The 21,677-nt window shown below is 67.5% G+C and carries 21 protein-coding genes and 2 riboswitches; of the genes, 15 read left to right on the top strand and 6 right to left on the bottom strand.

Going from position 1 to position 21,677, the window contains the following annotated elements:
• Window positions 1-31: 31 nt before the first annotated feature.
• On the bottom strand, window positions 32-1,822 hold the full coding sequence (locus AC5P5V_RS07075) for an endonuclease (RefSeq protein ID WP_061478149.1): 1,791 nt from the start codon (window positions 1,820-1,822) through the stop codon (window positions 32-34).
• 311 nt (window positions 1,823-2,133) lie between these two features.
• On the opposite strand from AC5P5V_RS07075, the gene AC5P5V_RS07070 reads away from it, so the two are divergent.
• The 3 genes from AC5P5V_RS07070 to AC5P5V_RS07060 all read left to right on the top strand — a co-directional run bounded on the left by AC5P5V_RS07070 (window position 2,134) and on the right by AC5P5V_RS07060 (window position 4,901).
• Complete coding sequence (locus AC5P5V_RS07070; RefSeq protein ID WP_005411227.1) at window positions 2,134-2,421, top strand: co-chaperone GroES; 288 nt, start codon at window positions 2,134-2,136, stop codon at window positions 2,419-2,421.
• Between the two features lie 81 nt (window positions 2,422-2,502).
• Window positions 2,503-4,152, top strand: a complete 1,650-nt coding sequence (gene groL / locus AC5P5V_RS07065; protein ID WP_005411226.1) for a chaperonin GroEL — start codon at window positions 2,503-2,505, stop codon at window positions 4,150-4,152.
• 137 nt (window positions 4,153-4,289) lie between these two features.
• Entirely contained in the window at window positions 4,290-4,901 is a 612-nt protein-coding gene (locus tag AC5P5V_RS07060; protein ID WP_134969294.1) for a DUF6445 family protein, read from the top strand.
• Window positions 4,902-4,972: 71 nt separating this feature from the next.
• On the opposite strand, the gene AC5P5V_RS07055 is transcribed toward AC5P5V_RS07060, so the two are convergent.
• Entirely contained in the window at window positions 4,973-6,133 is a 1,161-nt protein-coding gene (locus tag AC5P5V_RS07055) for a serine hydrolase domain-containing protein (protein ID WP_061478147.1), read from the bottom strand.
• A gap of 68 nt (window positions 6,134-6,201) precedes the next feature.
• Window positions 6,202-7,125 carry an aspartyl protease family protein gene (locus tag AC5P5V_RS07050; RefSeq protein WP_134968657.1) on the bottom strand — a complete coding sequence of 308 codons (924 nt, stop codon included), beginning with the start codon at window positions 7,123-7,125 and terminating at the stop codon, window positions 6,202-6,204.
• 106 nt (window positions 7,126-7,231) lie between these two features.
• Here AC5P5V_RS07050 and AC5P5V_RS07045 point away from each other — a divergent pair, with 106 nt between their 5' ends.
• From AC5P5V_RS07045 to AC5P5V_RS07020, 6 genes are all read left to right on the top strand, one after another.
• Window positions 7,232-7,939: a response regulator gene (locus AC5P5V_RS07045; protein ID WP_061478145.1), complete on the top strand. Its 708-nt coding sequence runs from the start codon at window positions 7,232-7,234 to the stop codon at window positions 7,937-7,939.
• A gap of 32 nt (window positions 7,940-7,971) precedes the next feature.
• Window positions 7,972-9,270 (top strand): sensor histidine kinase, encoded by a 1,299-nt coding sequence (locus AC5P5V_RS07040; RefSeq protein WP_231352342.1) that lies wholly within the window; start codon window positions 7,972-7,974, stop codon window positions 9,268-9,270.
• Between the two features lie 71 nt (window positions 9,271-9,341).
• Window positions 9,342-9,842 carry a MarR family winged helix-turn-helix transcriptional regulator gene (locus AC5P5V_RS07035; protein WP_134968658.1) on the top strand — a complete coding sequence of 167 codons (501 nt, stop codon included), beginning with the start codon at window positions 9,342-9,344 and terminating at the stop codon, window positions 9,840-9,842.
• Window positions 9,839-10,579 (top strand): DNA alkylation repair protein, encoded by a 741-nt coding sequence (locus AC5P5V_RS07030; protein WP_134968659.1) that lies wholly within the window; start codon window positions 9,839-9,841, stop codon window positions 10,577-10,579. The genes AC5P5V_RS07035 and AC5P5V_RS07030 overlap by 4 nt, the downstream gene beginning before the upstream one ends.
• Before the next feature lie 185 nt (window positions 10,580-10,764).
• The gene (locus AC5P5V_RS07025) at window positions 10,765-11,022 is read left to right on the top strand and encodes a hypothetical protein (protein ID WP_005419663.1); all 258 of its coding nucleotides are present in this window, start codon (window positions 10,765-10,767) and stop codon (window positions 11,020-11,022) included.
• 295 nt (window positions 11,023-11,317) lie between these two features.
• The gene (locus tag AC5P5V_RS07020) at window positions 11,318-12,391 is read left to right on the top strand and encodes a 3-deoxy-7-phosphoheptulonate synthase (protein ID WP_053443579.1); all 1,074 of its coding nucleotides are present in this window, start codon (window positions 11,318-11,320) and stop codon (window positions 12,389-12,391) included.
• A 211-nt stretch (window positions 12,392-12,602) separates the two neighbouring features.
• On the opposite strand, the gene AC5P5V_RS07015 is transcribed toward AC5P5V_RS07020, so the two are convergent.
• Window positions 12,603-13,220 (bottom strand): trimeric intracellular cation channel family protein, encoded by a 618-nt coding sequence (locus tag AC5P5V_RS07015; RefSeq protein ID WP_134968660.1) that lies wholly within the window; start codon window positions 13,218-13,220, stop codon window positions 12,603-12,605.
• A gap of 84 nt (window positions 13,221-13,304) precedes the next feature.
• Window positions 13,305-13,408: riboswitch (glycine riboswitch) on the bottom strand.
• A 13-nt stretch (window positions 13,409-13,421) separates the two neighbouring features.
• Window positions 13,422-13,511, bottom strand: a riboswitch (glycine riboswitch).
• 40 nt (window positions 13,512-13,551) lie between these two features.
• On the opposite strand from AC5P5V_RS07015, the gene AC5P5V_RS07010 reads away from it, so the two are divergent.
• Together AC5P5V_RS07010 and AC5P5V_RS07005 are read left to right on the top strand one after the other, a co-directional pair.
• A complete protein-coding gene (locus tag AC5P5V_RS07010; protein ID WP_231352340.1) occupies window positions 13,552-13,827 on the top strand; it encodes a GIY-YIG nuclease family protein in 276 nt (91 codons plus the stop codon).
• Window positions 13,828-13,979: 152 nt separating this feature from the next.
• Window positions 13,980-14,411 carry a nuclear transport factor 2 family protein gene (locus tag AC5P5V_RS07005; protein WP_061478141.1) on the top strand — a complete coding sequence of 144 codons (432 nt, stop codon included), beginning with the start codon at window positions 13,980-13,982 and terminating at the stop codon, window positions 14,409-14,411.
• 82 nt (window positions 14,412-14,493) lie between these two features.
• Here the strand turns inward: AC5P5V_RS07005 and AC5P5V_RS07000 are convergent, their stop codons facing one another.
• The gene (locus AC5P5V_RS07000) at window positions 14,494-15,774 is read right to left on the bottom strand and encodes an NAD(P)/FAD-dependent oxidoreductase (RefSeq protein WP_134968662.1); all 1,281 of its coding nucleotides are present in this window, start codon (window positions 15,772-15,774) and stop codon (window positions 14,494-14,496) included.
• Between the two features lie 122 nt (window positions 15,775-15,896).
• Here AC5P5V_RS07000 and AC5P5V_RS06995 point away from each other — a divergent pair, with 122 nt between their 5' ends.
• Both AC5P5V_RS06995 and AC5P5V_RS06990 read left to right on the top strand, forming a co-directional pair.
• Window positions 15,897-16,676, top strand: coding sequence for an NYN domain-containing protein (locus AC5P5V_RS06995; RefSeq protein ID WP_049470953.1), 780 nt, complete (start codon window positions 15,897-15,899; stop codon window positions 16,674-16,676).
• Window positions 16,677-16,788: 112 nt separating this feature from the next.
• Entirely contained in the window at window positions 16,789-17,409 is a 621-nt protein-coding gene (locus AC5P5V_RS06990) for a glutathione S-transferase family protein (protein WP_134968663.1), read from the top strand.
• Between the two features lie 82 nt (window positions 17,410-17,491).
• On the opposite strand, the gene AC5P5V_RS06985 is transcribed toward AC5P5V_RS06990, so the two are convergent.
• The gene (locus tag AC5P5V_RS06985) at window positions 17,492-19,669 is read right to left on the bottom strand and encodes a primosomal protein N' (RefSeq protein WP_134968664.1); all 2,178 of its coding nucleotides are present in this window, start codon (window positions 19,667-19,669) and stop codon (window positions 17,492-17,494) included.
• Window positions 19,670-20,081: 412 nt separating this feature from the next.
• Here AC5P5V_RS06985 and AC5P5V_RS06980 point away from each other — a divergent pair, with 412 nt between their 5' ends.
• Together AC5P5V_RS06980 and AC5P5V_RS06975 are read left to right on the top strand one after the other, a co-directional pair.
• Window positions 20,082-21,086: a hypothetical protein gene (locus AC5P5V_RS06980; protein WP_154351483.1), complete on the top strand. Its 1,005-nt coding sequence runs from the start codon at window positions 20,082-20,084 to the stop codon at window positions 21,084-21,086.
• A complete protein-coding gene (locus AC5P5V_RS06975) occupies window positions 21,079-21,666 on the top strand; it encodes a DUF3106 domain-containing protein (RefSeq protein WP_154351482.1) in 588 nt (195 codons plus the stop codon). Before AC5P5V_RS06980 ends, AC5P5V_RS06975 begins: the two co-directional genes overlap by 8 nt.
• Window positions 21,667-21,677 lie beyond the last annotated feature (11 nt).

Raw genomic sequence — 21,677 nt, 5'->3', positions numbered from 1 at the left:
GGCGGCGGCAGTGGACCGCTGCGTTGCGCGGTCAGTTGGCCAGCTGGCAGGTGGCTGGCTTGGCCGAGGTGAACAGGGCCGGGGTCGCCCACTCGGGGTGGTCGATGAACGGGTTGCGATTGCCCTGGAAGCTGTAGACCACGTCATTGCGGGCCCGCTCGGCATCATCCGGCGGATCGGACAGGTGCCAGTCGATCAGCGTCGACAGCAGGCCCATGTAGGCCGGCGAACTGCTGGTCTTGACGATCTTGCTGCGGTCGTCGGTCAGCTCCAGGTCCGGCTCGGACTGACCGGTGGCCGCATCCTTGCCACCCTCATAGCGGATCGCCATGTACATCACCGCACGCGCCATGTCGCCCTTGCGCTTGCCCCACACCTCGAAGGTGCCGGTGTTGCCGTCCGGCGTGCGCACCCAGTTGGAATTGCCCGGGTAGCCGCCGCTGCCGCCGCCCTGCCCATTGTTGGCTTCGGTGGCACGCTCGCCGCAGCTGGCATCGCACTTGGCGAACGGCTTGTTGCCACGGTCGGCGTTCCACTGCGCGTCGGTCAGGTACAGCATGTGCGTGTCGGTGTACGGCGCGTAGGGCAGGCCCTTGTCACCGGTGGTGGTGGCAAAGCCCAGCGAGTTCGGCCAGGTGTGCTCGCGGTTGTAGGTCAGGCCGCTGCCGGTGCCCGCACGATCACTGACCTTGGCGTAGCTGCGGTTGCGGTAGGCATCGAGGATGCGGTTCGGGTTGTTCGGATCCTCGTCGGCAATTTCCAGGATGGTCCAGGTGCTGGTGCCCGAGCCGCTGTACGGGTAGGCGGTATGGCCCTTGATGGTGGCGTGCAGCGAGCAGCGCAGCTGGCTGGGGCTGCTGGTGTTGACCCTGGAGTAGTAGCCGGCCGGCACGCCCGGGTTGCCTGGGTCCGGATTGCCGCCGGTGCTGGCCACGGTGAAGGCGATGCGGCTGTCGGCGGCCGGATGCGCGCCCTGCAGGTCGGTGATGCGCGCGGCGCGGATGTCGAAGCGGCAGGCTTCACCGGCCACCAGCGCGGTATTGGTGGACAGCTTCACGCTGCGGCCGCTGGCCGGGAAGGTCAGCGGCACGCTGCCGGAGGTGCCGCAGCTCAGGGCGAAGGCGCCACTGGCCAGGTTCACCGTCTCGCTGAACACCACTTCCAGGTCGGCGGCAGCGGGGAAGGTGCTGCTGCCCTGCGCCGGGGTGGTGGTGGACACTGACGGCGGCGTGTTGGGGCCTGGCGTGCCACCGCCGCTGAAGGTCTGGCCGTTGTTGCAGCTGCCGAACGTCTGCCCGGCCGATTCGGCCCAGGTGAAGTGGGCGTACTGGCTGCCGCTGCCGGTCAGCTGCAGCGAGGTGCCCGGCGCGGTGCTGTTGCTTTCGGCCACCGGGATGTTCTGGCTGGTCATGCCGGCGGCAGGGCCACCGGAGGCGGTGATGGCGCCCTCGTAGCTGAGGAACTGGACCACCTTGCCGCTGGCATCGACCAGGGCGATGCCGTCGTTCGGACCATTCTGGAGGCCGTTGGTCGGGTAGTTGACCACGGCGATGGTGGCGCTGCCGCAGCCGGCGGCGGTGCCGGCCGGGACCGGATTGTTGGCGTAGACGGTGGCGGCCGACGGGTTGCTGCCGTTGTAGAGGTACAGGCGGTAACCGGACAGGTCCTCACCGGCAGTGGCTACGACCTCGATCGCTTCGCCGACGTCACCGGCGGCGGTGCTGTCGTCGTAGTGCAGTTCATTGATGAAGACCTCGGCCTGGACCGGCGCGGCGGCCAGCGCCAGCAGGCAGGCGGCGGCAAGCGGGGACAGCAATCGCATCGACTACTCCTTGTGATTGGGAATGCCTGACCGAGCCTAAGGCCGATCCAGTGACACTTTGTCGTAAATGAACGTCAGATATCTGACAGTGCGACGCTTGTCACCGAAATTGATCTGGACCGACGCCCTGGCCGAGGCGCGCGGGCGAAAAAATTTTTTCATTCCGCCCTTGAAAGGGGGCGGCAGGGCTCCATCTCTGCCCTGCTCCCGACGTTGTCGGGTTTCTTCACGTGCGGTTCTGGCACTCGCCTGGGGTGAGTGCTAACATCGCCGGACTTTTTTAGACCAATCAATCACTTAAGAGGTCTCCTATGAGCATCAAGCCGCTGCACGACCGCGTTGTGGTCAAGCCGATCGAAGCCGACGAAATCTCCGCCGGTGGCATCGTCATCCCCGACTCGGCCAAGGAAAAGTCCACCAAGGGTGAGGTCGTGGCCGTCGGCCCGGGCAAGCCGCTGGACAACGGCAACGTGCGCGCGCCGTCGCTGAAGGTCGGCGACAAGGTCATCTACGGCCAGTACGCCGGCAGCTCGTACAAGAGCGAAGGCGTCGAATACAAGGTCCTGCGCGAAGACGACGTGCTCGCCGTCATCGGCTGAGCCCCGGCGCGACCTGTTTCAACCTGATCCCAAACTCCCAGCCGCCGGGCATCGTCCGGCGCTACCAATGAGGTAAATGCAATGGCTGCCAAGGATATTCGTTTCGGTGAAGACGCCCGTTCGCGCATGGTGCGCGGCGTCAATGTTCTCGCCAATGCCGTCAAGGCCACCCTGGGCCCGAAGGGCCGCAACGTCGTGCTGGAAAAGAGCTTCGGCGCCCCGACCATCACCAAGGACGGCGTCTCCGTCGCCAAGGAAATCGAACTGGCTGACAAGTTCGAGAACATGGGTGCGCAGATGGTGAAGGAAGTTGCTTCGCGCACCAACGACGATGCCGGCGACGGCACCACCACCGCCACCGTGCTGGCCCAGGCCCTGATCCGCGAAGGCGCCAAGGCCGTTGCCGCCGGCATGAATCCGATGGACCTCAAGCGCGGTATCGACAAGGCCGTTTCGGCTGCCGTCGCCGAGCTGAAGAACATCTCCAAGCCGACCGCCGACGACAAGGCGATCGCCCAGGTCGGTACCATCTCGGCCAACTCGGATGAGTCGATCGGCCAGATCATCGCTGACGCGATGAAGGAAGTCGGCAAGGAAGGCGTCATCACCGTTGAAGAAGGCTCGGGCCTGGACAACGAGCTGGACGTGGTCAAGGGCATGCAGTTCGACCGCGGCTACCTGTCGCCGTACTTCATCAACAACCAGCAGTCGCAGACCGCTGACCTGGATGATCCGTTCATCCTGCTGCACGACAAGAAGATCTCCAACGTCCGTGACCTGCTGCCGGTGCTGGAAGGCGTCGCCAAGGCCGGCAAGCCGCTGCTGATCGTCGCTGAAGAAGTCGAAGGCGAAGCGCTGGCGACCCTGGTGGTCAACACCATCCGTGGCATCGTCAAGGTCGTGGCCGTCAAGGCCCCGGGCTTCGGTGACCGTCGCAAGGCGATGCTGGAAGACATGGCCGTGCTGACCGGCGGCACCGTGATCTCCGAAGAAGTCGGCCTGTCGCTGGAAAAGGCCACCATCAAGGACCTGGGCCGCGCCAAGAAGGTGCAGGTCTCCAAGGAGAACACCACCATCATCGACGGCGTCGGCGACAAGGCCAACGTTGATGCACGCGTGGCGCAGATCAAGACCCAGATCCAGGACACCTCCTCGGATTACGATCGCGAGAAGTTGCAGGAACGCGTGGCCAAGCTGGCCGGCGGCGTTGCCGTGATCAAGGTCGGCGCCTCGACCGAAATCGAAATGAAGGAAAAGAAGGATCGCGTCGACGACGCCCTGCACGCCACCCGTGCAGCCGTTGAAGAAGGCGTGGTCCCGGGCGGCGGCGTTGCCCTGGTCCGCGCGATCACCGCGCTGGCCGGCCTGAAGGGTGCCAACGAAGACCAGAACCACGGCATCCAGATCGCCCTGCGTGCGATGGAAGCCCCGCTGCGCGAGATCGTGGCCAACGCTGGCGACGAGCCGTCGGTCATCATCAACAAGGTCAAGGAAGGCACCGGCAGCTTCGGCTACAACGCGGCCACCGGCGAGTTCGGCGACATGCTGCAGTTCGGCATCCTGGACCCGACCAAGGTGACCCGTTCGGCCCTGCAGAACGCGGCCTCGATCGCCGGCCTGATGATCACCACCGAAGCCATGGTTGCCGAAGCTCCGAAGAAGGACGAGCCGGCCATGGGCGGCGCTGGTGGCATGGGTGGCATGGGCGGCATGGGCGGCATGGACTTCTAAGTCCACGCCTCCGGCGGTCGTTGCCGGCCTCGGTCGGCACGCCTTCCCGATGTGATGTAAAGAAGAACCCCGCCGCAAGGCGGGGTTTTTCGTTGCCCGGTTGCCGTCGCCGCAGTGCATCGCTACGCTCGGTAACCATGCCTACTTCGTTCATCGTCGTTGACGACTTCCTTTCTCCCGCCGATGCGCAGGGGTTGCGCCAGGCGGCACTGGGCCTGGACTATCCCGTCCAGGAGGGCGCATTCCCCGGCCGCAATTCACAGCAGCGGCTGGAGTTGGAGGGACTGTCCGGTGCGGTCTCGCGACTGGTCAACGAACCGCTGCGGCCGGTCAACCCGCTGCAGTCGCACGGCAAGTTCCGCCTTACCCTCGCCGGCGACACCGGCCGCGCCAAGGTGCACGCCGACCACTCGCACTGGTCGGGCATTCTCTACCTGAGTGCACCGGAGCACTGCGAGGGCGGCACCGAGTTCTTCCGCCATCGCCGTACCGGCACCGAGCGCATGGCCCTGGACGCGGCGGAGCTGGCCGCATTGGGCTACGCCAACGGCGGCGACATGCATCGCGACATCATCGAGCGCGACAGCAATGACGACAGCCAGTGGGAAATGACCATGCGCATTCCGATGCGCTTCAACCGGCTGGTGCTGCTGCGGCCCTGGTTCTGGCACACCGCCGGGCCAGCGTTCGGTGATCGACCGGAGAATGGCCGGCTGGTATACCTGATGTTCTTCGAGCAGGCGCGCTGAGGAGTGCCATCCACGCATGGCGTGGATGCTCCTCTCCCAGCCGCGTTCGCCATGCAGGCGTCATCGCACCCTCATTCGACGAATGCCTTCGCCGCGCCATACTCCCACTGCCACGGCACGCCGGTATCGCCCAGTACGAATGCCACCAGTGCCGGGAACGCAGCTTCCGCCCGTACATCGTTGCCCAGAATCACCACGCAGCGTTTGTGCCGTTCGATGCACACCAGCGTGTTGCCGACCGCATCGTCGTGGCCGCCCTTGTAGAAGCCTGCGCCCTGCGGGCCGCGGAACGTCACCACGCCCAGGCCCGCGGCCAGATCCTTGCGTTGCTGCGCCACGGGCAGCTCCGGCTGCAGCGTGGGGAACTGGCTGGCGGTGGTGATCGGCAGCTGCGGCCGCACCAGTTCCCTGCGCATTGCAGGCGACAGCCCATCGCCGCGGACATAGCCGGCGGCGAAGCGCGCCATGTCGGCGATGGTGGTATCCATCGAACCGGCCGCACGCACGCGGCTGCGTTCATCGTGCGGCTCGGCCGTGCCTTCCGCTGTCCAGCCATCGGCCAGGTTGGCGGCGAAATCCTCACGCCACATCATGCTGGTGCGGACCATGCCGAAGCGGTCGAATACCTGCCGCTGCATCAATGCACCCACGTCCTGGCCCAGCCGTCCACGCTCGATCACGAACTGCAACAGGATCAGCCCTTCGCCGGAATACCCATAACGACTGCCCGGATCGAAGTGGAACTTCAGGCGGCCATCGGGTTCGAGAAAGCCGAAGTTGGCGAAGCCACTGGAATGGTTGAGCAGCAGGCGCGGGGTGAGCTGGCGCCAGCGCGCATCATCGGCCAGTACGCTGTAGTCGGCGTACTTCTTCGGCTCCGGCGGGTAGTCCGGCAGCGGCTTGTCCAGCGCCGTGGCGATGCTGGCGTCCAGCTCGATCCGTGCGTCCTGGGCAAGCTGTGCGACCAGGTGGCCGAACGCCATCTTGGTCAGCGAGGCGGCGTACATCACGGTATCGGTGCGCAGTGGCTCGCCTGCGGCGTTGCGTTCGCCGTAGGCGGCCACGTGTACCACCTTGCCGCCATCGATCACCGCCAGCGCCATCCCGCGCGCATGCGCCGCCTGCATCAGCCGCTGTGCTTCGGCATCGATGCGCGCGGGCGAGGGTAGCGGCGGCGCGGCCAGCACGGCCGGCGGGAGCAGCGTCAGCAACAGCAGGACAGCACGGCGCATGCGTGGAACTCCTGGCGGGACGTGGCGCGATGCTACGCCTGCCAGCTCCCGCCGTCATGCGCCGGACGTCAGCCGGGTCGGCGCAGGCAGATCCGCGCGGCACCCGCACCGATGTCCACCTGGCCACCGCGCATCGCGTCGGCACCGAGGATCAAGGCCGGTCGCGCCTCCAGGCCGATCACCCTGAACACCGGCAGTTCGCTGATCCGGACCTCCATCGGCGGGTGCTGCCAGATGCCGCCGGTCATGCCGGGCAGGGTGTACAGCCAGGTTGCCTGTGCACCGCCACCCAGCCCCTCGGTGCCCTCTTCACGTGCACGCACCCGAGCATCGCTGCCGTCGGTGCGCAGGCCCAGTGCGCGGGCTGCTTCGGCGTTGAGGACGGTCTGCGCGGCACCGGTGTCGACCACGGCGATGGCGTCCACGCCGGGCGTACCCAAGGCAAGCGTGATGAAGCCGAACTGGCGCAGGCCGTCATCGCGGCCGGGCAGCGCATTGGGTTGGCAACCCGGTCCTTCCAGGTCCAAGCCGCCGGGTGTCCACAGCGCCAGTTGATTGCGGCCGAAGTCCCAACGGGTGTCCCAGCGCCCGGTCAGGTCGTTGCCGATCAAGCCGTCAATGGCCGGATCATCGCCCTTCGCCAGCGATGACAGGTCGACCTGCATGCCGCTGGCCTTCAATTGCCAACTGCCCAGCTGCCACGCTGTGCTGCGCATGCGCTGCAACCGCGCCGCCTTCGCGCTCGCGCCCTGGGCCTGCGACATTGCCGCTTCCGCATCCTGCAAACCATAGCGCCGCACTACGCGTGCATCGACCAGGGTTGCCCCGGCGGCACTGTCGACCACGAAGCGCAGCGGCTCTGAACGCCCGTCCAGCGAGACGGCCACTGCCGGATGACCGCCCTGCATCCACATCGGCAGGACGTGCTCGGCGGCATCGGAGGCGAGCGTCGGCAAGGGGATGGCGAACAGGGGCAGCAGGAACAGGCGCAAGGGGAGACTCCGCAGTGATCGTGGGCGACCATTGGCGCGCAGCGGCGTATCACCGCGATATCGGCGTTGATACCGTCCTGATACACAGGTGCGGGATACTGGGCGAATGAACACTCCCATCCGCGTCATCGTCGTCGATGACGATGCCAGCATTCGCGACGCCATCGCCGACCACCTGCTGCTGCACGGCTACCAGGTGCGTGTGGCGGCGGATGCAACAGCGCTGGACGTGTTGCTGCAGGTTGAACGTCCTGACCTGATCATCCTCGACTGGATGATGCCCGGTGAGGATGGCCTGTCGGTTTGCCGCCGGCTGCAGGCGCGGGCGATCCCGATCCTGATGCTGTCGGCGATGGGGGCCGCGCCGGATCGCGTGATCGGCCTGGAGATGGGCGCGGACGACTACCTGGCCAAGCCGTTTGACCCGCGCGAGCTGTTGGCGCGGGTACGCGCGCTGCTGCGCAGGCAGGACAAACTGCGCGCACAGGTGGCCAGCGAGCTGCGGTTTGATGGCTGGCGATTGCTGCCTGACCAGCGTCGCCTGTTCGCGCCGGATGGCGCCGAACTGGTGCTGAGTCGCGGCGAATTCTCCCTGCTGCTGGCACTGGCTGAACGTCCCGGGCGGGTGCTGGCGCGCGAACAGCTGCTGCAGTTGAGTCGCGGAGAAGCCAGCGACAGCGTGGACCGTGCCGTCGACCTTGCGATCAGCCGCCTGCGCCGCAAGCTCGGGCAGGCCGCGTCCGGCGCTGAAGCCCTTGTGCAGACACTGCGTGGCGAAGGGTACCGCTTCAACGCGGAGGTAGGGGTGTTGTGAGCAGCCGGTGGTCAACCACCCGCTGGATCGCGATGCTGGCCTTGGCCAGCCTGCTGCTGGCAACCCTGGTCAGCGTGGCGGTAGTGGGGTGGATGCCCCGGCCCGCGCCGCCACCGATGCGGCTGGACCATGCGATGCAGGTGCTGCGTGGGGAACAGGCGCCGGCGCCACTGGGATTGCATATGTCGACGCAGGACGCGCCACCCCGGGGCAGCGCCAGTAACTGGCTCACCCAGTTGGCGGCGCTGCAGATGGACCTGCCGGCCAGGAATGTACGCCTGGTGTGGACGGGGCAGGGCAGGGCGCCCGATGTGCAGGTCATCGAGGGTGGCGCGGTACTGGACGCCTCCGCTCGTGCTGGCGTGCTGAAATCGCAGGCCGCGTTGCTGACCGCCATGCAGTGGCCGCCGTTCGAACTGGGGATGCGGCAAGCCGATGGCCGATGGCGGGTGGTCGGCAGCGACCACAGTGACCTGGCGGCCTGGCGCCGCCAGGTGATGCTCGCCCTGCTGGGCGGTGCGATCCTGCTGGCCCCTCTGGCGGCGTGGGCGGCGATCCGGTTGGGGCGCCCGCTGCGACGCCTGGCTGAAGCCAGCGCACGGGTCGACCTGCAGGCCGAAACGCCATTGCCTGATGACGGTCCACGCGAAGTGCAGGTACTGGCCACAGCGATCAGCACCGGTCGCGAACGTCTGCGCGCCCAGGCACGGGACATGACGCATATGCTGGCGGCCGTGGCGCATGACCTGCGCACGCCCTTGACCGGCCTGCGCCTGCGCGCGGAGTTCGCTCCCGCGCCACAGGCCGCCAGGATGGTGGCAGACATCGAGCGCATGGATACGATGATCGAGCAGGTGCTCGACTACGCACGCGGTGAGCTGCAGCCGTTGCAGATGCGGATGCTGGATCTTTCAGCGCTGCTGGAGGACTGCGTGCAGGCGGCGCTGCTGCGCGGGGTCGACATTTCCCTTCAGGGCCCGGATACGTTGCCGTGGCATGGCGATGCGCTGCTGCTCCGGCGCGCGGTCGACAATCTCATCGACAACGCCGAGCGCTACGCGGGCGCCGTGGAGCTGTGGGTCGCCATGGCGGGGGATGGAGTGCAGCTGGACGTGATGGACCGCGGCCCTGGCATCGCCGAGATCGATCGCGCACGCCTGCTGCAACCGTTCCAGCGCAGCGAGGGCTCGCGTAGCCGCGCCACCGGGGGCGCCGGACTTGGACTGGCCGTGGCTGCCAACGTGGCGAAGCGCCACGCGGGCGAACTTCAGCTGTTGCACCGCGAGGGCGGGGGGCTGATCGCGCGGCTGCTGCTGGGACGCACTTCCTGAGTCAACTCAGATTTGCTTCCAATGGCCACTCTTCCATATGATTAGGTGCCTAATCAGCCAGTGAGGAAAGGATGATCGAAGCCAAGCATCAGGCGTTGCTGGAGGAAGCGCAGCGGCGCGGCCACGCCAACATCGCGCAGCTGCGCCTGTGCTTCCAGCTGCTCTCGTTGTCCTCGTCGATCGATCGCGACTGCGCTGCGCGGTTGGCACCGCACGGGCTCAGCGAGGGTCGCTTCATCGTGCTGTTCCTGCTGCACGGGGCCGGCGGCGCACTGGCGCCGCACGCGCTGGCCGAGCGCGCTGGCGTGACCCGGGCCACCATCAGCGGCCTGCTCGATGGCCTGCAGCGCGAAGGCCTGCTGCAGCGTCGCAGCGATGACGAGGATGGCCGTCGTCTGCAGATCGTGTTGACCGCACCGGGCAAGCGTTTGGCCGAGTCGCTGTTCGAGCAGCACACACAATGGATCAGCGGCCTGTTCAACGGCCTGGATGCTGATGAACGGCGGCAGCTGTCACAGCTGCTGCACAAGGTCTGGCAGCACACGGACACCGGGCGGGAAGCCGCCGCATGAGCACGCCCATTCCCGCGGAACGGCTGCGTGCACTCAACAGCGGTGGTGCCGCTGCCACGCATCTGGCCGAATGCCTGGCAGTGGATTTCGCCGCGCTGTTGCAGGGGGTGGCACCTGTGCTCGAGCCGGAAGCGCTGCAACGTATGCGCGACGCCTCCGGCAAGGGCATCACCCAGCGCATGGCGCTGGCGGCGCGGTTGCTGCACGAAGCCGGGCAGGGTGATCCCGCGCACTGGCAGGCACACGCATCAGACACCGTGCGTGGCTGGGCCTGCTACCTGATTGGCAGCGATGCCGGCGCGGCGCTGCCGGCCAAGCTGCAGGCGATGCGTCCGCTGGCTGACGACCCGCACTTCGGCGTGCGCGAATGGGCATGGCTGGCGCTGCGCAGCGACATCGTTGCCGCACCGTTGCAGGCGCTTGAGTACCTGCAGGTGTGGACGCAGGAAGCATCGCCTTACCTGCGCCGCTTCGCCTGCGAAGCGCTGCGCCCACGAGGCGTGTGGTCCACGCATATCGCGCTGTTCAAGCAGCATCCAGAACTCGCGTTGCCGATGCTGGAAGCAATGGCCAACGACCCGGAGCGCTACGTGCAGGACTCGGTCGGGAACTGGCTCAACGATGCCGGCAAGACTCAGCCGCAGTGGCTGCATGAGCTGTGCACGCGGTGGCAACAGCAGCACCCTGGCGATGCCAATGCCTACATCCGCAAACGCGCCATGCGCTCGTTGCGGTAGTGCCGGCCGCTGGCCGGCAACCTCATCAACCTCAAGGAAGGCCTTCCATGTCCTACACCCTCATCGAGCTCTACACCGCTCTGGCCGCCTTGTAACAGCGCCTCCGGAGGCGCATGGCACATGCGTCTGTCACCCGGACGCGGTAAACAGGACATTGCCCATGTCCATCCGCAGGGAAGTTGATCATGCAGAGCACGCTCCAGGTAACGCTGTACGGCCCGCAGGGCGATACGCCGGCACTGCAGCTGCCGCAGATGGAAGGGCCCTCGGTGGCCATCCCGGAAGCGGTACTGCGCCGGCTGGTGTCCGATCTCTACACCACCCGTTCCCTGCTCAATCCCGAGCAGCTGGACGAGGCCCGGCAGGAGCTGGACCGCGTGCTGGAGCGCTGGGCCGACATCCACGAAGGCCTGCTGCTGGACGTGGAAGTGCATGGCAGATGAGCGACCTTGCACGGCGGCCACCGCGTGGGCTGCGCGGTCAGGCGCATCACTGAACCGCGCGCCCAGTTGCGGATGAAACATTTTGCACTGCGCAAAAGCTGTGCTATCAATAGATCCCATGAACGCAGCCGCCACCCGCTTTTACTGGTATTACTTTCCGAAGCCACTGGCGGAGGAAGGACTGCGCTCACCCTGAAGAAAGCTTCAGACGCATTCCCGAAAGCCGCCAGCGAACCTGGCGGCTTTTTTCATGCCGCCACGCTGGGGACCCCCAACGTTCCGGAGATCTCCTGCAATGCCCCCGCACACCGACGACCTGCGTATCCGCACCATCGAACCGCTGACACCGCCTGCCCAGCTGCTGGCGATGCTGCCCTGTGACGATGAAGCCTCCGACACCGTCAGCGCCTCGCGCGCGGCCCTGCACCAGATCCTGCATGGCCGTGACGACCGCCTGGCAGTGGTGGTCGGCCCATGCTCGATCCACGACCCGAAGGCCGCCATCGAGTACGCCCAGCGCCTGAAGCCGCTGCGCGACGCGCTGGCTGGCGAGCTGGAAATCGTCATGCGCGTGTACTTCGAGAAGCCGCGCACCACGGTGGGCTGGAAGGGCCTGATCAACGACCCGGACCTGGATGGCAGCTTCAGGATCGACAAGGGCCTGCGCATCGCACGTGGCCTCCTGCGCGACATCAACAAGCTCGGCCTGCCGGCCGGTGTCGAGTTCCTCGACGTGATCTCGCCGCAGTACATCGCCGACCTGGTGGCATGGGGCGCGATCGGCGCACGCACCACCGAAAGCCAGGTGCATCGCGAGCTGGCTTCGGGGCTGTCGTGCCCCGTCGGTTTCAAGAACGGCACCGATGGCAACGTGAAGATCGCCGCCGACGCAGTGGGTGCGGCATCCAACCCGCATCATTTCCTGTCGGTCACCAAGCAGGGTGGCACTGCCATCGTGTCGACCACCGGCAACCCGGATTGCCATGTGATCCTGCGCGGTGGCAAGCAACCGAACTACGACGCTGGCAGCGTGGCTGAGGCCTGCCAGGTGCTGGCCAAGGCCAAGCTGCCGGCGCGCCTGATGATCGATGCCAGCCATGCCAACAGCCTGAAGAACCCCGAGAACCAGCCGAAGGTGATCGACGACATCGCCGTTCAGCTGGAAGACGGCGAGCAGCGCATCGTGGGCGTGATGATCGAGAGCCATCTGGTCGGTGGCCGCCAGGAACTGGTGGAAGGCCAGCCGCTGGTCTACGGGCAGAGCATCACCGATGGCTGCATCGACTGGGACACCACCGTGACGGTGCTGGAGCGACTGGCTGCGGCCGTGCGTGCCCGTCGTGAAGTGAAGGTGTCCGAAGCAGCGTGAATGAAGCCGCCTGATGGCGGCACGTGTGTGGATGGCGGCCAGCGCCTGCGGGGGTGCGGCCGCGATCAGGGCCGGCCGGAGTTGGAGACCGGCCCATCTGCACCGGCGATGCGCCTGGCGCTGCGCATGAGCGACAGCGCCAGGTACATCGCCGGGGTGGTGCAGGGCGCGAAGGGTAGCGCCGGGCCATGCCCGGCGAACACGCTATCGTTCAATGCACTTCGTCGTGGTACACGAACTTCGGCATTTCCCAGCGGTAGTGGATCGCCATCAGGCGCAGCGCGAAGCCGCCGCCGAGGCAGCACAGGATCGCGGTGGCGTCGGCCACGCCCCAGTGCAGCAGCAACAGATACGCCGCGCCGGTCAGCAGCGCGATGATCGCGTACAGCTCCTTCTGGAAGATCAGCGGCACCTCGTTGCAGAGGATGTCGCGCAGCACGCCGCCGAACGCGCCTGTCAGCATGCCGGCGATCAGCACGATCGGCATCGCATGGCCGGCTTCGCGCGCAATCGAGCAGCCGATCAGGGTGAAGGCGATCAGGCCCAGGCCATCGAGCACCAGGAAGGTGCGGCGGAAGTGGTGCATCCAGCGTGCCACCCAGGTGGCGATCAGCGCCGCGCATACGGTGAACCCCAGGTATTCGGGATGCTTCACCCAGCCCAGCGGATAGTGGCCGAGCAGGATGTCGCGCAGTGATCCACCACCGAGGGCAGTGACACAGGCGATCATGACCACTCCGAACAGGTCCATGCGGCGGCGGCCGGCAGACAGTGCACCGGTCATGGCTTCGGCGGAAATGGCAATCAGGTAGATGATGGACAGCAGCATGGAACAGGCTCCGGGCGCGGTGGGGCCGGCCATGCGCGACTACCGCCACTGCCTGCGCAATGACGGGATGACGATGACCGGTGCCGCTCCCGCTGTCCTTTTGCCTGAGAGTTCAGCGGCGTTGGCCACGTGCCCCTTCGGCGGGTCGTCCCGGGCGTGCCCGGTGACCTCTCTCCAGCTCGGCGAGTCGAATGCATGGTTGGTGGGATTCCAGCCCACCGGCCTGAGCGATCATGGGAGCCTGCGCCTTCGGCGGGCGCCAGCGCGGCGCCACTCTCCTGCATTCGGGCGCCAGTATATCCGCTGCAGTGCAGCACGGCATAATCCAGGCATGGTCCCGTCCCTCCGCCCGTGGTTCCTGTACCTGCTCGAATGCCGCGACGGCAGCTATTACGCCGGCATCAGCACCGACGTAGACGCGCGTTTCGCCGCCCACCAGGCCGGCAAGGGCGCGCGCTACACCCGGGCCCGGCCACCGCTGCGCGTGCTGGCCGTGCGCGAATACCCGGACCGGGCCGCCGCCTCACGCGCCGAGTGGCAACTCAAGCAGCAGCCCCGCGAACGCAAGCTGGCCTGGCTGCAGGCGCCGGATTCCGGCCTTCTGTAGAGCCGAGCCCACGCTCGGCTGCTGGACTCGGCGACAAGCATCAGCCGAGCATGGGCTCGGCTCTACAACATCGCCGGTAGATCCACGCCATGCGTGGATGGGGTGCACCCGGCCATGCCATGATCGCCCAGCCCTCAGCGCTGGAGACCCGGATGTCCACCGTTGCCCTGTTGTTCGCGCTTTCTGCAGCAGCCAGCCCCACTGCCGACGCCACCACGATCGCGGCCATCGAAGCCACCTGCCACGACTACGTCGATGGCCAGCTGGAGGCCGACCCGCAGCGCGTCGCCCGCTCCCTGCATCCGGACCTGGCCAAGCGCGCTGTGCTCGGCGATACACCCGACGAACGGCTGGGCCTGCGCCGGATGTCGAAGGAAGAGCTGGTCTCGCTGACGAAGCAGGGCGCGTTGAAGACCCCGAAGGATCAATGGGATCGTCGCTGCACGGTGCTGGACGTGACCGGCAACGCGGCCTCGGTGCGGCTGGAGACCCCGTGGTTCGTCGATTACTTCCACATGGGGCGCTTCGACCAGCGCTGGGTCATCGTCAACGCGTTGTGGTACCCGAAACCGAAGGCGCCGTAGAGCCGAGCCCATGCTCGGCTTCTGCAATCCGCGCGAAGTGCAGCCGAGCATGGCTCGGCGCTACAGGAGCATGCGTGCGCTCCTAGCGCCTCGGCCGCCGGTCATCCTGGTCATCACCGAAGATGATGCGCGCACTGCGCTGGTAGCTCCAGTACGCGACCGCCCAGTTCAGCAGCACCACGATGCGGTTGCGGAAGCCGATCAGGAAGAACACGTGCGCGGCCAGCCAGAACCACCACGCCAGCACACCAGACAACTGCAGCCGGCCCAGGTGCACGATCGCGGCCATGCGGCCGATGGTGGCCAGGTTGCCGTAGTCGGCGTACTTGAACGGACCGGGCTCGGGCTTGCCGTGCAGCCGTGCGCGGATCACCTCGGCCACGTACTTGCCCATCTGCTTGGCGGCCGGTGCCACACCGGGAACCGGCTTGCCGTCGGCCTGGCTCAATGCGGCCAGGTCGCCGGCCACGAACAGCTCCGGGTGATCGGGCAGGGTCAGGTCCGGTTGCACCGGCACGCGTCCGGCGCGGTCCAGTGGCACGTCCAGCGTGCGCGCCAGCGGTGAAGCGGCCACGCCGGCGGCCCAGACCACGGTGCGCGCCGGTATGAACTGTTCGCCGAGCTTGAAGCCCTGGCTGTCGATGTCGCTCACCGGGGTTCCGGTCAGCACTTCCACGCCCAGTTTTTCAAGTTGGCGGCGCGCCTTCAGCGAAAGCACATCCGGGAACGAGGACAGCACGCGCGGCCCAGCCTCGACCAGCCGCACCCTGGCGCTGGCCGGGTCGATGTGGCGGAATTCGTTGCGCAGCGTGTGGCGCGCGATCTCGGCCAGGGTGCCGGCCAGTTCGACGCCGGTGGGACCACCACCGACGATGGCGAAACTCAGCCACGCCGCCTTCTTCGCCGGGTCCGGTTCGGCCTCGGCGCGTTCGAACGCCAGCAGCAGCTTGCGGCGCAGCGCGATGGCATCGTCCAGCGTTTTCAGGCCGGGCGCATCATGGGCCCACTGATCGTTGCCGAAGTAGGCGTGGGTGGCGCCGGTGGCCAGCAGCAGGCTGTCGTAGTCCAGCGTGCTGCCATCGGCCATGCGGATCTGCCGCGCCTGCTTGTCGATGGCCACCACTTCGCCGAGGCGGACTTCCACATTGCGCTGGTGGCCGAGGATGTGGCGCAGCGGTGCGGCGATATCCGGCGCGGACAGGCCGGCGGTGGCCACCTGGTACAGCAGCGGCTGGAACAGGTGATGGTTGCGGCGATCGACCAGGGTGATGCGTATGCGCTCGCGGGCCAGGGCACGGGTGGCCCAGAGACCGGCAAAACCGCCGCCGACAACGACCAGGTGGGGAACGCGTTCGCGACTCATCGACTCACTCCAGTGGGGCATCGGGGGAAGCGCCTGGCATCTTCGCACGGCGGCCGCCTGTCACGTCAGCGCCTGCCCGGATCGGCGATACTCGGGTTCAGGCAACGGCCCGTGAGGAGCCCATGAGCGAACCGGAAAAGCGCATCGCCCTGTTGATCGACGCCGACAATGCGCCGGCCTCGAAGATCGACGAGGTCCTGGCGGAAGTCGCCCGCTACGGCGTGGCCAACGTGCGCCGTGCCTACGGCAACTGGAAGAGCCCGCGATTGAAGGGGTGGGAAGCGGTGCTGCATGAGTATGCGATCCGCCCGATCCAGCAGTTCGCCTACAGCAAGGGCAAGAACGCTTCGGACATGGCGATGGTGATCGATGCCATGGACCTGCTGTACGCGCGCAACCTTGATGGCTTCGCCATCGTCTCCAGCGATGCGGACTTCACCCCGATGGTGATGCGCCTGCTGACCGATGGCGTGAAGGTATATGGCTTCGGCGAGAAGAAGACGCCCGAGCCATTCGTCAATGCGTGCTCGAAGTTCACCTACCTGGAGGCACTGGGCCAGACCCATGCCAGCGTGCCGGATGCCGAACAGGCGTCCAGCGAGCAGGCCTCGAACGAGCCGGTGGCCAACGACGATGCGCGTCCGCGCAAGAGCGGTGCGGAAATGCGCAGTGACACCCGGCTGGTGAAGATGCTGCGCCGTGCGGTGTCCGCGGCCGAGGGTGAGGATGGCTGGTCGCACCTCGGCCCGGTCGGCAGCCAGATCGGCAACCAGGCCTCGTTCGATCCGCGCAACTATGGCTACGGCAAGCTCAGCGACCTGCTGGCGGCGATCGGCCTGTTCGAACTGAAGAAGGATGGCAAGTCGTCCTACGTGCGCGCGCTGCCAAAAAAGAACCGGTAGTGCCGGCCGCTGGCCGGCAGCGCGCAGGCGCCCGATCCCGCATCCGGCACGCACACACCCGTAACGATCAGGCGTATCGTTGCCGCTCGCAACTCCAGCAAAGGAAACCTGCATGTTGAAGATCTGGGGCCGCCGCAATTCCAGCAACGTCCGCAAGGTGCTGTGGTGTGCCGAGGAAATCGGCCTGCCGTACGAATCCATCGAGGTCGGCGGCAGCCACGGCGGCACGCAGACGCCGGAGTACCAGGCGATGAATCCCAACGGCCTGGTGCCGGTGATCGAAGACCACGGCCTGCCGCTGTGGGAATCGAACGCCATCGTGCGCTACCTGAGCGCGCGCTATGCGCTGGGCACGCTGTACGCCGCAGACCCGATGGAGCGCGCCCAGGCCGAGAAGTGGATGGACTGGAGCACTTCGCGGATGGCGCCGCTGTACAGCGACCTGGTCTGGGGCATCATGCGCACCGCGCCGGCCGACCGCGATGAAGCGCGGATCAATGCCGCCATCGTGCGCGCCGGTGACTACCTGGCGATGGCCGACGCCATCCTGGCCAGGCAGCCGTGGCTGTCGGGCGAGACGTTCGCGATGGGCGACATCCCGCTGGGCTCGCTGGTCTATGCCTGGTTCGAACTGCCGATCCAGCGACCGGAGCTTCCGCACCTGGCGGATTGGTATGCGCGCCTGCGCGAGCGACCGGCCTACCAGCGCGGCGTGATGTCGCCGCTGACGTAAGCACTGCCCGGTACTGAAACGCAGCCGAGCATGGCTCGGCTCTACGGTAGTGCCGAGCCATGCTCGGCAGTGCTCTACGGGATCAATACAGGTCCGTTGGATCCACATCCAGCGACCAGCGCACCTTGCGTGCTTCCGGCAGCGCATAAAGCTGCGGCACCAGCTGCGCGAGCACGCCATGCAAGGGTGGCCGCTGCGGCGCCGACAGCAGCAGCTGTGTGCGCTGGTAGCCCGCGCGCCGCGGCATCGGCGCCGGCATCGGGCCGTACGCCTCCACCACGTTCTGCTCGCCCAGCAACTGCCGCGCAGCCAGCAGGAACGCATTGGCATGCTCCACCTGCTGCGCTTCAGCACGCATCAACGCCAGGTGCGCGAATGGCGGGAATCCTGCGGCTTGCCGCTGGTTCAACTCGGCCTGCGCGAACGGGTGGTAGCCACCGCTCACCAGGGTTTCCAGCAGCGGGTGACCCGGGTGATGGGTCTGCAGCCAGACCTCGCCGGGGTCACGTGCGCGCCCGGCGCGACCGGCCACCTGGATCAGCTGCTGCGCCAGCTTCTCGCTGGCGCGGAAGTCGGAGGAGAACAGGCCTTCGTCGATGCCCACCACCACCACCAGGGTCAGCTTCGGCAGGTCATGGCCCTTGGCCAGGATCTGCGTGCCGACCAGGATGCCGGGCTGGTCGCCCAGTTTCGCCAGCTGCTGTTCCAGCGCATCGCGGCGTGAGGTGGTGCCACGGTCGATGCGCACCACCGGGAAATCGGCGAAGGCGGCGGTGAGGTGTTCTTCCAGGCGTTCGGTGCCGATGCCCTGCGGCTGCAGCGCCAGGCTGCCGCAGGCCGGGCATGCCAACGGCGCCGGTTGGCGCGCGCCACAGTGGTGGCACTGCAGGCGTCGGCCGCCGCCATGCACGGTCATCGGCGCATCGCAGCGCTGGCACGGCGCGGTCCAGCCGCAGTCGTGGCACAGCAGCACCGGTGCGTAGCCCCGGCGGTTCTTGAACACCAGCACCTGCTGGCCACGCTGCAGGTGTTCGCCGATGCCGGCCAGCACATCGGCCGAGAGGCCATCGTGCAGCGGCCGCTTGCGTACATCGAGGATGCGCACGCGCGGTGGCCGTGCATCGCCGGCGCGCTGCTTCAGGCGCAGGTGCGTGTAGCGCCCTGCGTAGGCGTTGTGCAGCGTTTCCAGCGAAGGGGTGGCGCTGCCGAGCAGTACCGGAATGCCCAGTGCCTTGGCCCGGACCAGGGCAAAATCGCGCGCGTGGTAACGGATGCCGTCCTGTTGCTTGTAGCTGCCGTCGTGTTCCTCGTCGACGATCAGCAGGCCAGCCTGCGGCAATGGCGTGAACACCGCCGAGCGGGTGCCGACGATGACCCGTGCTTCGCCACGTGAGGCGGCCGCCCAGACGCGCGCGCGCTCGTTGTCGTTCAACCCCGAATGCAAGGCGTGCACGGCGATGCCGAGGCGGCCGCGGAAACGTGCCAGGGTCTGCGGGGTCAGGCCGATTTCCGGCACCAGCACCAGCGCCTGCCTGCCCTGCGCCAGGCAATGGATGATCGCCTGCAGGTAGACCTCGGTCTTGCCGCTGCCGGTCACGCCGTCCAGCAGGAACGGCTGGAAGCCGTCGGCAGCGTTGATCGCAGCCACCGCCCCGGCCTGGTCCGGGTTGAGCGTGGGGCCGGGCAGCGGCTGCGCATGCTGCGGTGCCACCGTCATCGCCACGCGCTCGGCCAGCGCGCGCTTGGCCAGGCTGCGTGCAGCGGTGCGCCAGTCGGCCATGCGTTCGCCGAGCACGTCCTCATCCACGATCGCTCCGGCCAGCAGCTCGGCCAGCTGCCGCGGACGGCTGCCGGCGCGCAGCTTTTCGCGCTGGGCGTGGCCTTCGGTGGTCAGCTGCCAACCCCAGTGGTGGGTGTCGGGCAGGGCCTCGCCATGGCGCAGCGGTCCGGGCAGGGCGGTGCTCAGCACCTCACCCAGTGGCGCATGGGTGTAGCGCGCCAGCCACTGCAGGCTCTGCCAGAGTTCGCCCTGCAGCAGCGGCTGCCGGTCGCACCAGGCCAGCGCCTGGCGCAGTCCCTGGCCGTCGTCGGTCTGGCCGTGGCCTGCCACCACGCCGACCAGCTCGCGGTTGCCGAACGGCACCTTCAGGCGGCAGCCGACCGCGGCCGTGGGGCCATCGCCCTCCGGCGACAGGTAGTCGAACAGGCGGGGCAGGGGGACGGGCAGGGCGACCTGCAGGGTCGGAATGGGCGAAAGCATCGGGCCAGTGTAACGGGCCATGCGCGCGCGAATGGCAGGGGGCAGAGGTGCCCGGGCACGACCGTTGAATCATAAATGTCACCTAAATATCGGTGTCCATTGGAGATTCAGTCTTATCCACATGTTCTGTGGATAACGTTGTGCGTTACCGGTCGACGGCAACCCAGGAGGCCGATGGCGACGAGCTCACGCTTGGGTTGGTCAAAAAATCGCCACACTTAAAAGGCATTCAAAATCAACAACTTGAGTGTGAAACATTGCTGAAACAGAGTGAATTCAGCTGCATGCCGCAGTTTCCCGCGCGGGGAGCGTGGTGCTGTGCACAACCTGCAGCACGAAGTGCCTGTGGGCGCAAGTCCTACGGGTGCCGATGGGCTGCCGCTATCATGCCGGCAGACCTTTGGAGTGACCGATGACGGCTGTGCCCGCCCCTGTTTCCTCGACCGCGGCCGGCGCGCTGTCGGCGTTCCTGCGTGGCGTCGAGCGCCGCGCCCTGGTGGTGGCTGAACTGCAGTGCGGCGATGCCGCGCGTGCCGAGCAGACCCTGGTGGCGGTGATGCGCGCGTTTGCGGCGGTCGCCAGCGACCTGCCGATGGCGCAATGGCCGACCCGCTTCTGGACCCTGCTGGGCCAGCGCCAGGCGCTGCGCGAGCCGGCGGGCGGGCAGTGGGCGCCGTCGTTGGCCGCATTGGGCGCGATGCCGCCACTTCCACGACTGGCGCTGCTGCTGCGGGTGGGCGGCAGCCTCGACGAGGGCATTGCCATGCGCGTGCTCGACCAGGACGAGGCCGGCTACCAGCACCTGCTGGCCGATGCCTGCCCGCGTGATGCCCAGGGCCGGCCCGATGCCGCGGCCTGGCGCCAGTTGGCCGAGCAGGTACAGGCCCGTGTCCGTGACCTGCCGGCCGCGCGCCTGCAGCAACTGCAGCAGCCGGCCGCACCCACCACCCACAATGAAGCACCGGCCTCCAGCTGGCGCGCACCGCAGCGCGACGAGCGTGCGGCCGCCAACGCCAAGCGCCGCCGCGCGAATGCCAGGCCGCGCTGGCGCGGTCCGCTGATCCTGCTGGTGACCGTGGCGGTACTGCTGGCCGCGGCGCTGGGTTGGCGCCACCTGCAGGGACATTCGTTCGGCAGCGATGCACCCTTGCCGGAGGGCGTGGTGGCCGAAGCCGGTCCGGTGACCGTGGAAGCCCTGCCACCGAGCAGGGTCGACGCCGCACCGCACGCGGGCCAGGCGCAAGCCAATGATGACGCAGCGATGCTGGCAGACCGCGACTACCCGCTGGTCGCCGATGCCGACCTGTACGCGTGGACTGCCGCGGGCGGCCCGCTGCCGGTGGATGAATCGCAAGCCAAGCCGAGCCGGCCGGAGCCGGCCAGTGCCACGCTGGAAACTGCTGCCGCCGATGAATAAGTCCGTGCTCGCCAGCCTGCTGCTGGCCCTGCCGCTGTCGCTGTCGCTGTCCGCCGCACCGCAGCCGTTGAGCGTGCCGTTGCCGCCACCAGTTCCGGGCAGTTCGCCGGCCACGCCGGCGTCGGCTGCTGCAACAGCACCTGCCGAATTCGCTCAGCTGGATACGCAGCAGCAGCGACAGCGCCGTGCCGACTACGCCGCCTGGCGCGCATTGCCGGAAGCAGAGCGCGAGCGCATCCGTCAGGCGGCTGCGCGCTTCAATTCGCTGCCGGCCGATCAACAGCAGCGCATGCGGCAGCAATTCCAGGCGCAGGATCAGGCGTTCCGCGCCGGATGGCGGCTGGGCCCGCAGCTGGGCCTTGAATTCCCCAAGCTGCACGGACTGTTCGGATTCGTGCCACCGGAGCAACGCGAGACCGCGCTGGCCGTGCTGCGCCAACTCAACCCGGCGCAGCTGGCCCAGCTGGCCCTGGTCGCGCAGCGCACGCCGCCGCAGGAACGCGACACGGTACGCAGCGCCTTCCTCGCCGTGCCCGCCGCCGAGCGCGACAGCTGGCTGAAGCGCCAGGCCGGCCAGTAGAAAAGGGGACG

This window comes from Stenotrophomonas sp. YJH_SMC_130, from assembly GCF_059369035.1.
Note: the sequence above shows the minus strand (reverse complement) of the source record. Positions and strands in the feature narration are given on the sequence as shown.

What these genes read in the sequence shown, in the direction of transcription:
- AC5P5V_RS07020 (WP_053443579.1), top strand. Translation starts at nt 11,318, where the DNA reads ATGCCCCCGCACACCGACGACCTGCGTATCCGCACCATCGAACCGCTG.
- AC5P5V_RS06985 (WP_134968664.1), bottom strand. Translation starts at nt 19,669, where the DNA reads ATGCTTTCGCCCATTCCGACCCTGCAGGTCGCCCTGCCCGTCCCCCTG.
- AC5P5V_RS07035 (WP_134968658.1), top strand. Translation starts at nt 9,342, where the DNA reads ATGATCGAAGCCAAGCATCAGGCGTTGCTGGAGGAAGCGCAGCGGCGC.
- AC5P5V_RS06980 (WP_154351483.1), top strand. Translation starts at nt 20,082, where the DNA reads ATGACGGCTGTGCCCGCCCCTGTTTCCTCGACCGCGGCCGGCGCGCTG.
- AC5P5V_RS07075 (WP_061478149.1), bottom strand. Translation starts at nt 1,822, where the DNA reads ATGCGATTGCTGTCCCCGCTTGCCGCCGCCTGCCTGCTGGCGCTGGCC.
- AC5P5V_RS06990 (WP_134968663.1), top strand. Translation starts at nt 16,789, where the DNA reads ATGTTGAAGATCTGGGGCCGCCGCAATTCCAGCAACGTCCGCAAGGTG.
- AC5P5V_RS07000 (WP_134968662.1), bottom strand. Translation starts at nt 15,774, where the DNA reads ATGAGTCGCGAACGCGTTCCCCACCTGGTCGTTGTCGGCGGCGGTTTT.
- AC5P5V_RS07045 (WP_061478145.1), top strand. Translation starts at nt 7,232, where the DNA reads ATGAACACTCCCATCCGCGTCATCGTCGTCGATGACGATGCCAGCATT.
- AC5P5V_RS07060 (WP_134969294.1), top strand. Translation starts at nt 4,290, where the DNA reads ATGCCTACTTCGTTCATCGTCGTTGACGACTTCCTTTCTCCCGCCGAT.
- groL (WP_005411226.1), top strand. Translation starts at nt 2,503, where the DNA reads ATGGCTGCCAAGGATATTCGTTTCGGTGAAGACGCCCGTTCGCGCATG.
- AC5P5V_RS06995 (WP_049470953.1), top strand. Translation starts at nt 15,897, where the DNA reads ATGAGCGAACCGGAAAAGCGCATCGCCCTGTTGATCGACGCCGACAAT.
- AC5P5V_RS07030 (WP_134968659.1), top strand. Translation starts at nt 9,839, where the DNA reads ATGAGCACGCCCATTCCCGCGGAACGGCTGCGTGCACTCAACAGCGGT.
- AC5P5V_RS07005 (WP_061478141.1), top strand. Translation starts at nt 13,980, where the DNA reads ATGTCCACCGTTGCCCTGTTGTTCGCGCTTTCTGCAGCAGCCAGCCCC.
- AC5P5V_RS07015 (WP_134968660.1), bottom strand. Translation starts at nt 13,220, where the DNA reads ATGCTGCTGTCCATCATCTACCTGATTGCCATTTCCGCCGAAGCCATG.
- AC5P5V_RS07010 (WP_231352340.1), top strand. Translation starts at nt 13,552, where the DNA reads ATGGTCCCGTCCCTCCGCCCGTGGTTCCTGTACCTGCTCGAATGCCGC.
- AC5P5V_RS07055 (WP_061478147.1), bottom strand. Translation starts at nt 6,133, where the DNA reads ATGCGCCGTGCTGTCCTGCTGTTGCTGACGCTGCTCCCGCCGGCCGTG.
- AC5P5V_RS07040 (WP_231352342.1), top strand. Translation starts at nt 7,972, where the DNA reads ATGCTGGCCTTGGCCAGCCTGCTGCTGGCAACCCTGGTCAGCGTGGCG.
- AC5P5V_RS07070 (WP_005411227.1), top strand. Translation starts at nt 2,134, where the DNA reads ATGAGCATCAAGCCGCTGCACGACCGCGTTGTGGTCAAGCCGATCGAA.
- AC5P5V_RS06975 (WP_154351482.1), top strand. Translation starts at nt 21,079, where the DNA reads ATGAATAAGTCCGTGCTCGCCAGCCTGCTGCTGGCCCTGCCGCTGTCG.
- AC5P5V_RS07025 (WP_005419663.1), top strand. Translation starts at nt 10,765, where the DNA reads ATGCAGAGCACGCTCCAGGTAACGCTGTACGGCCCGCAGGGCGATACG.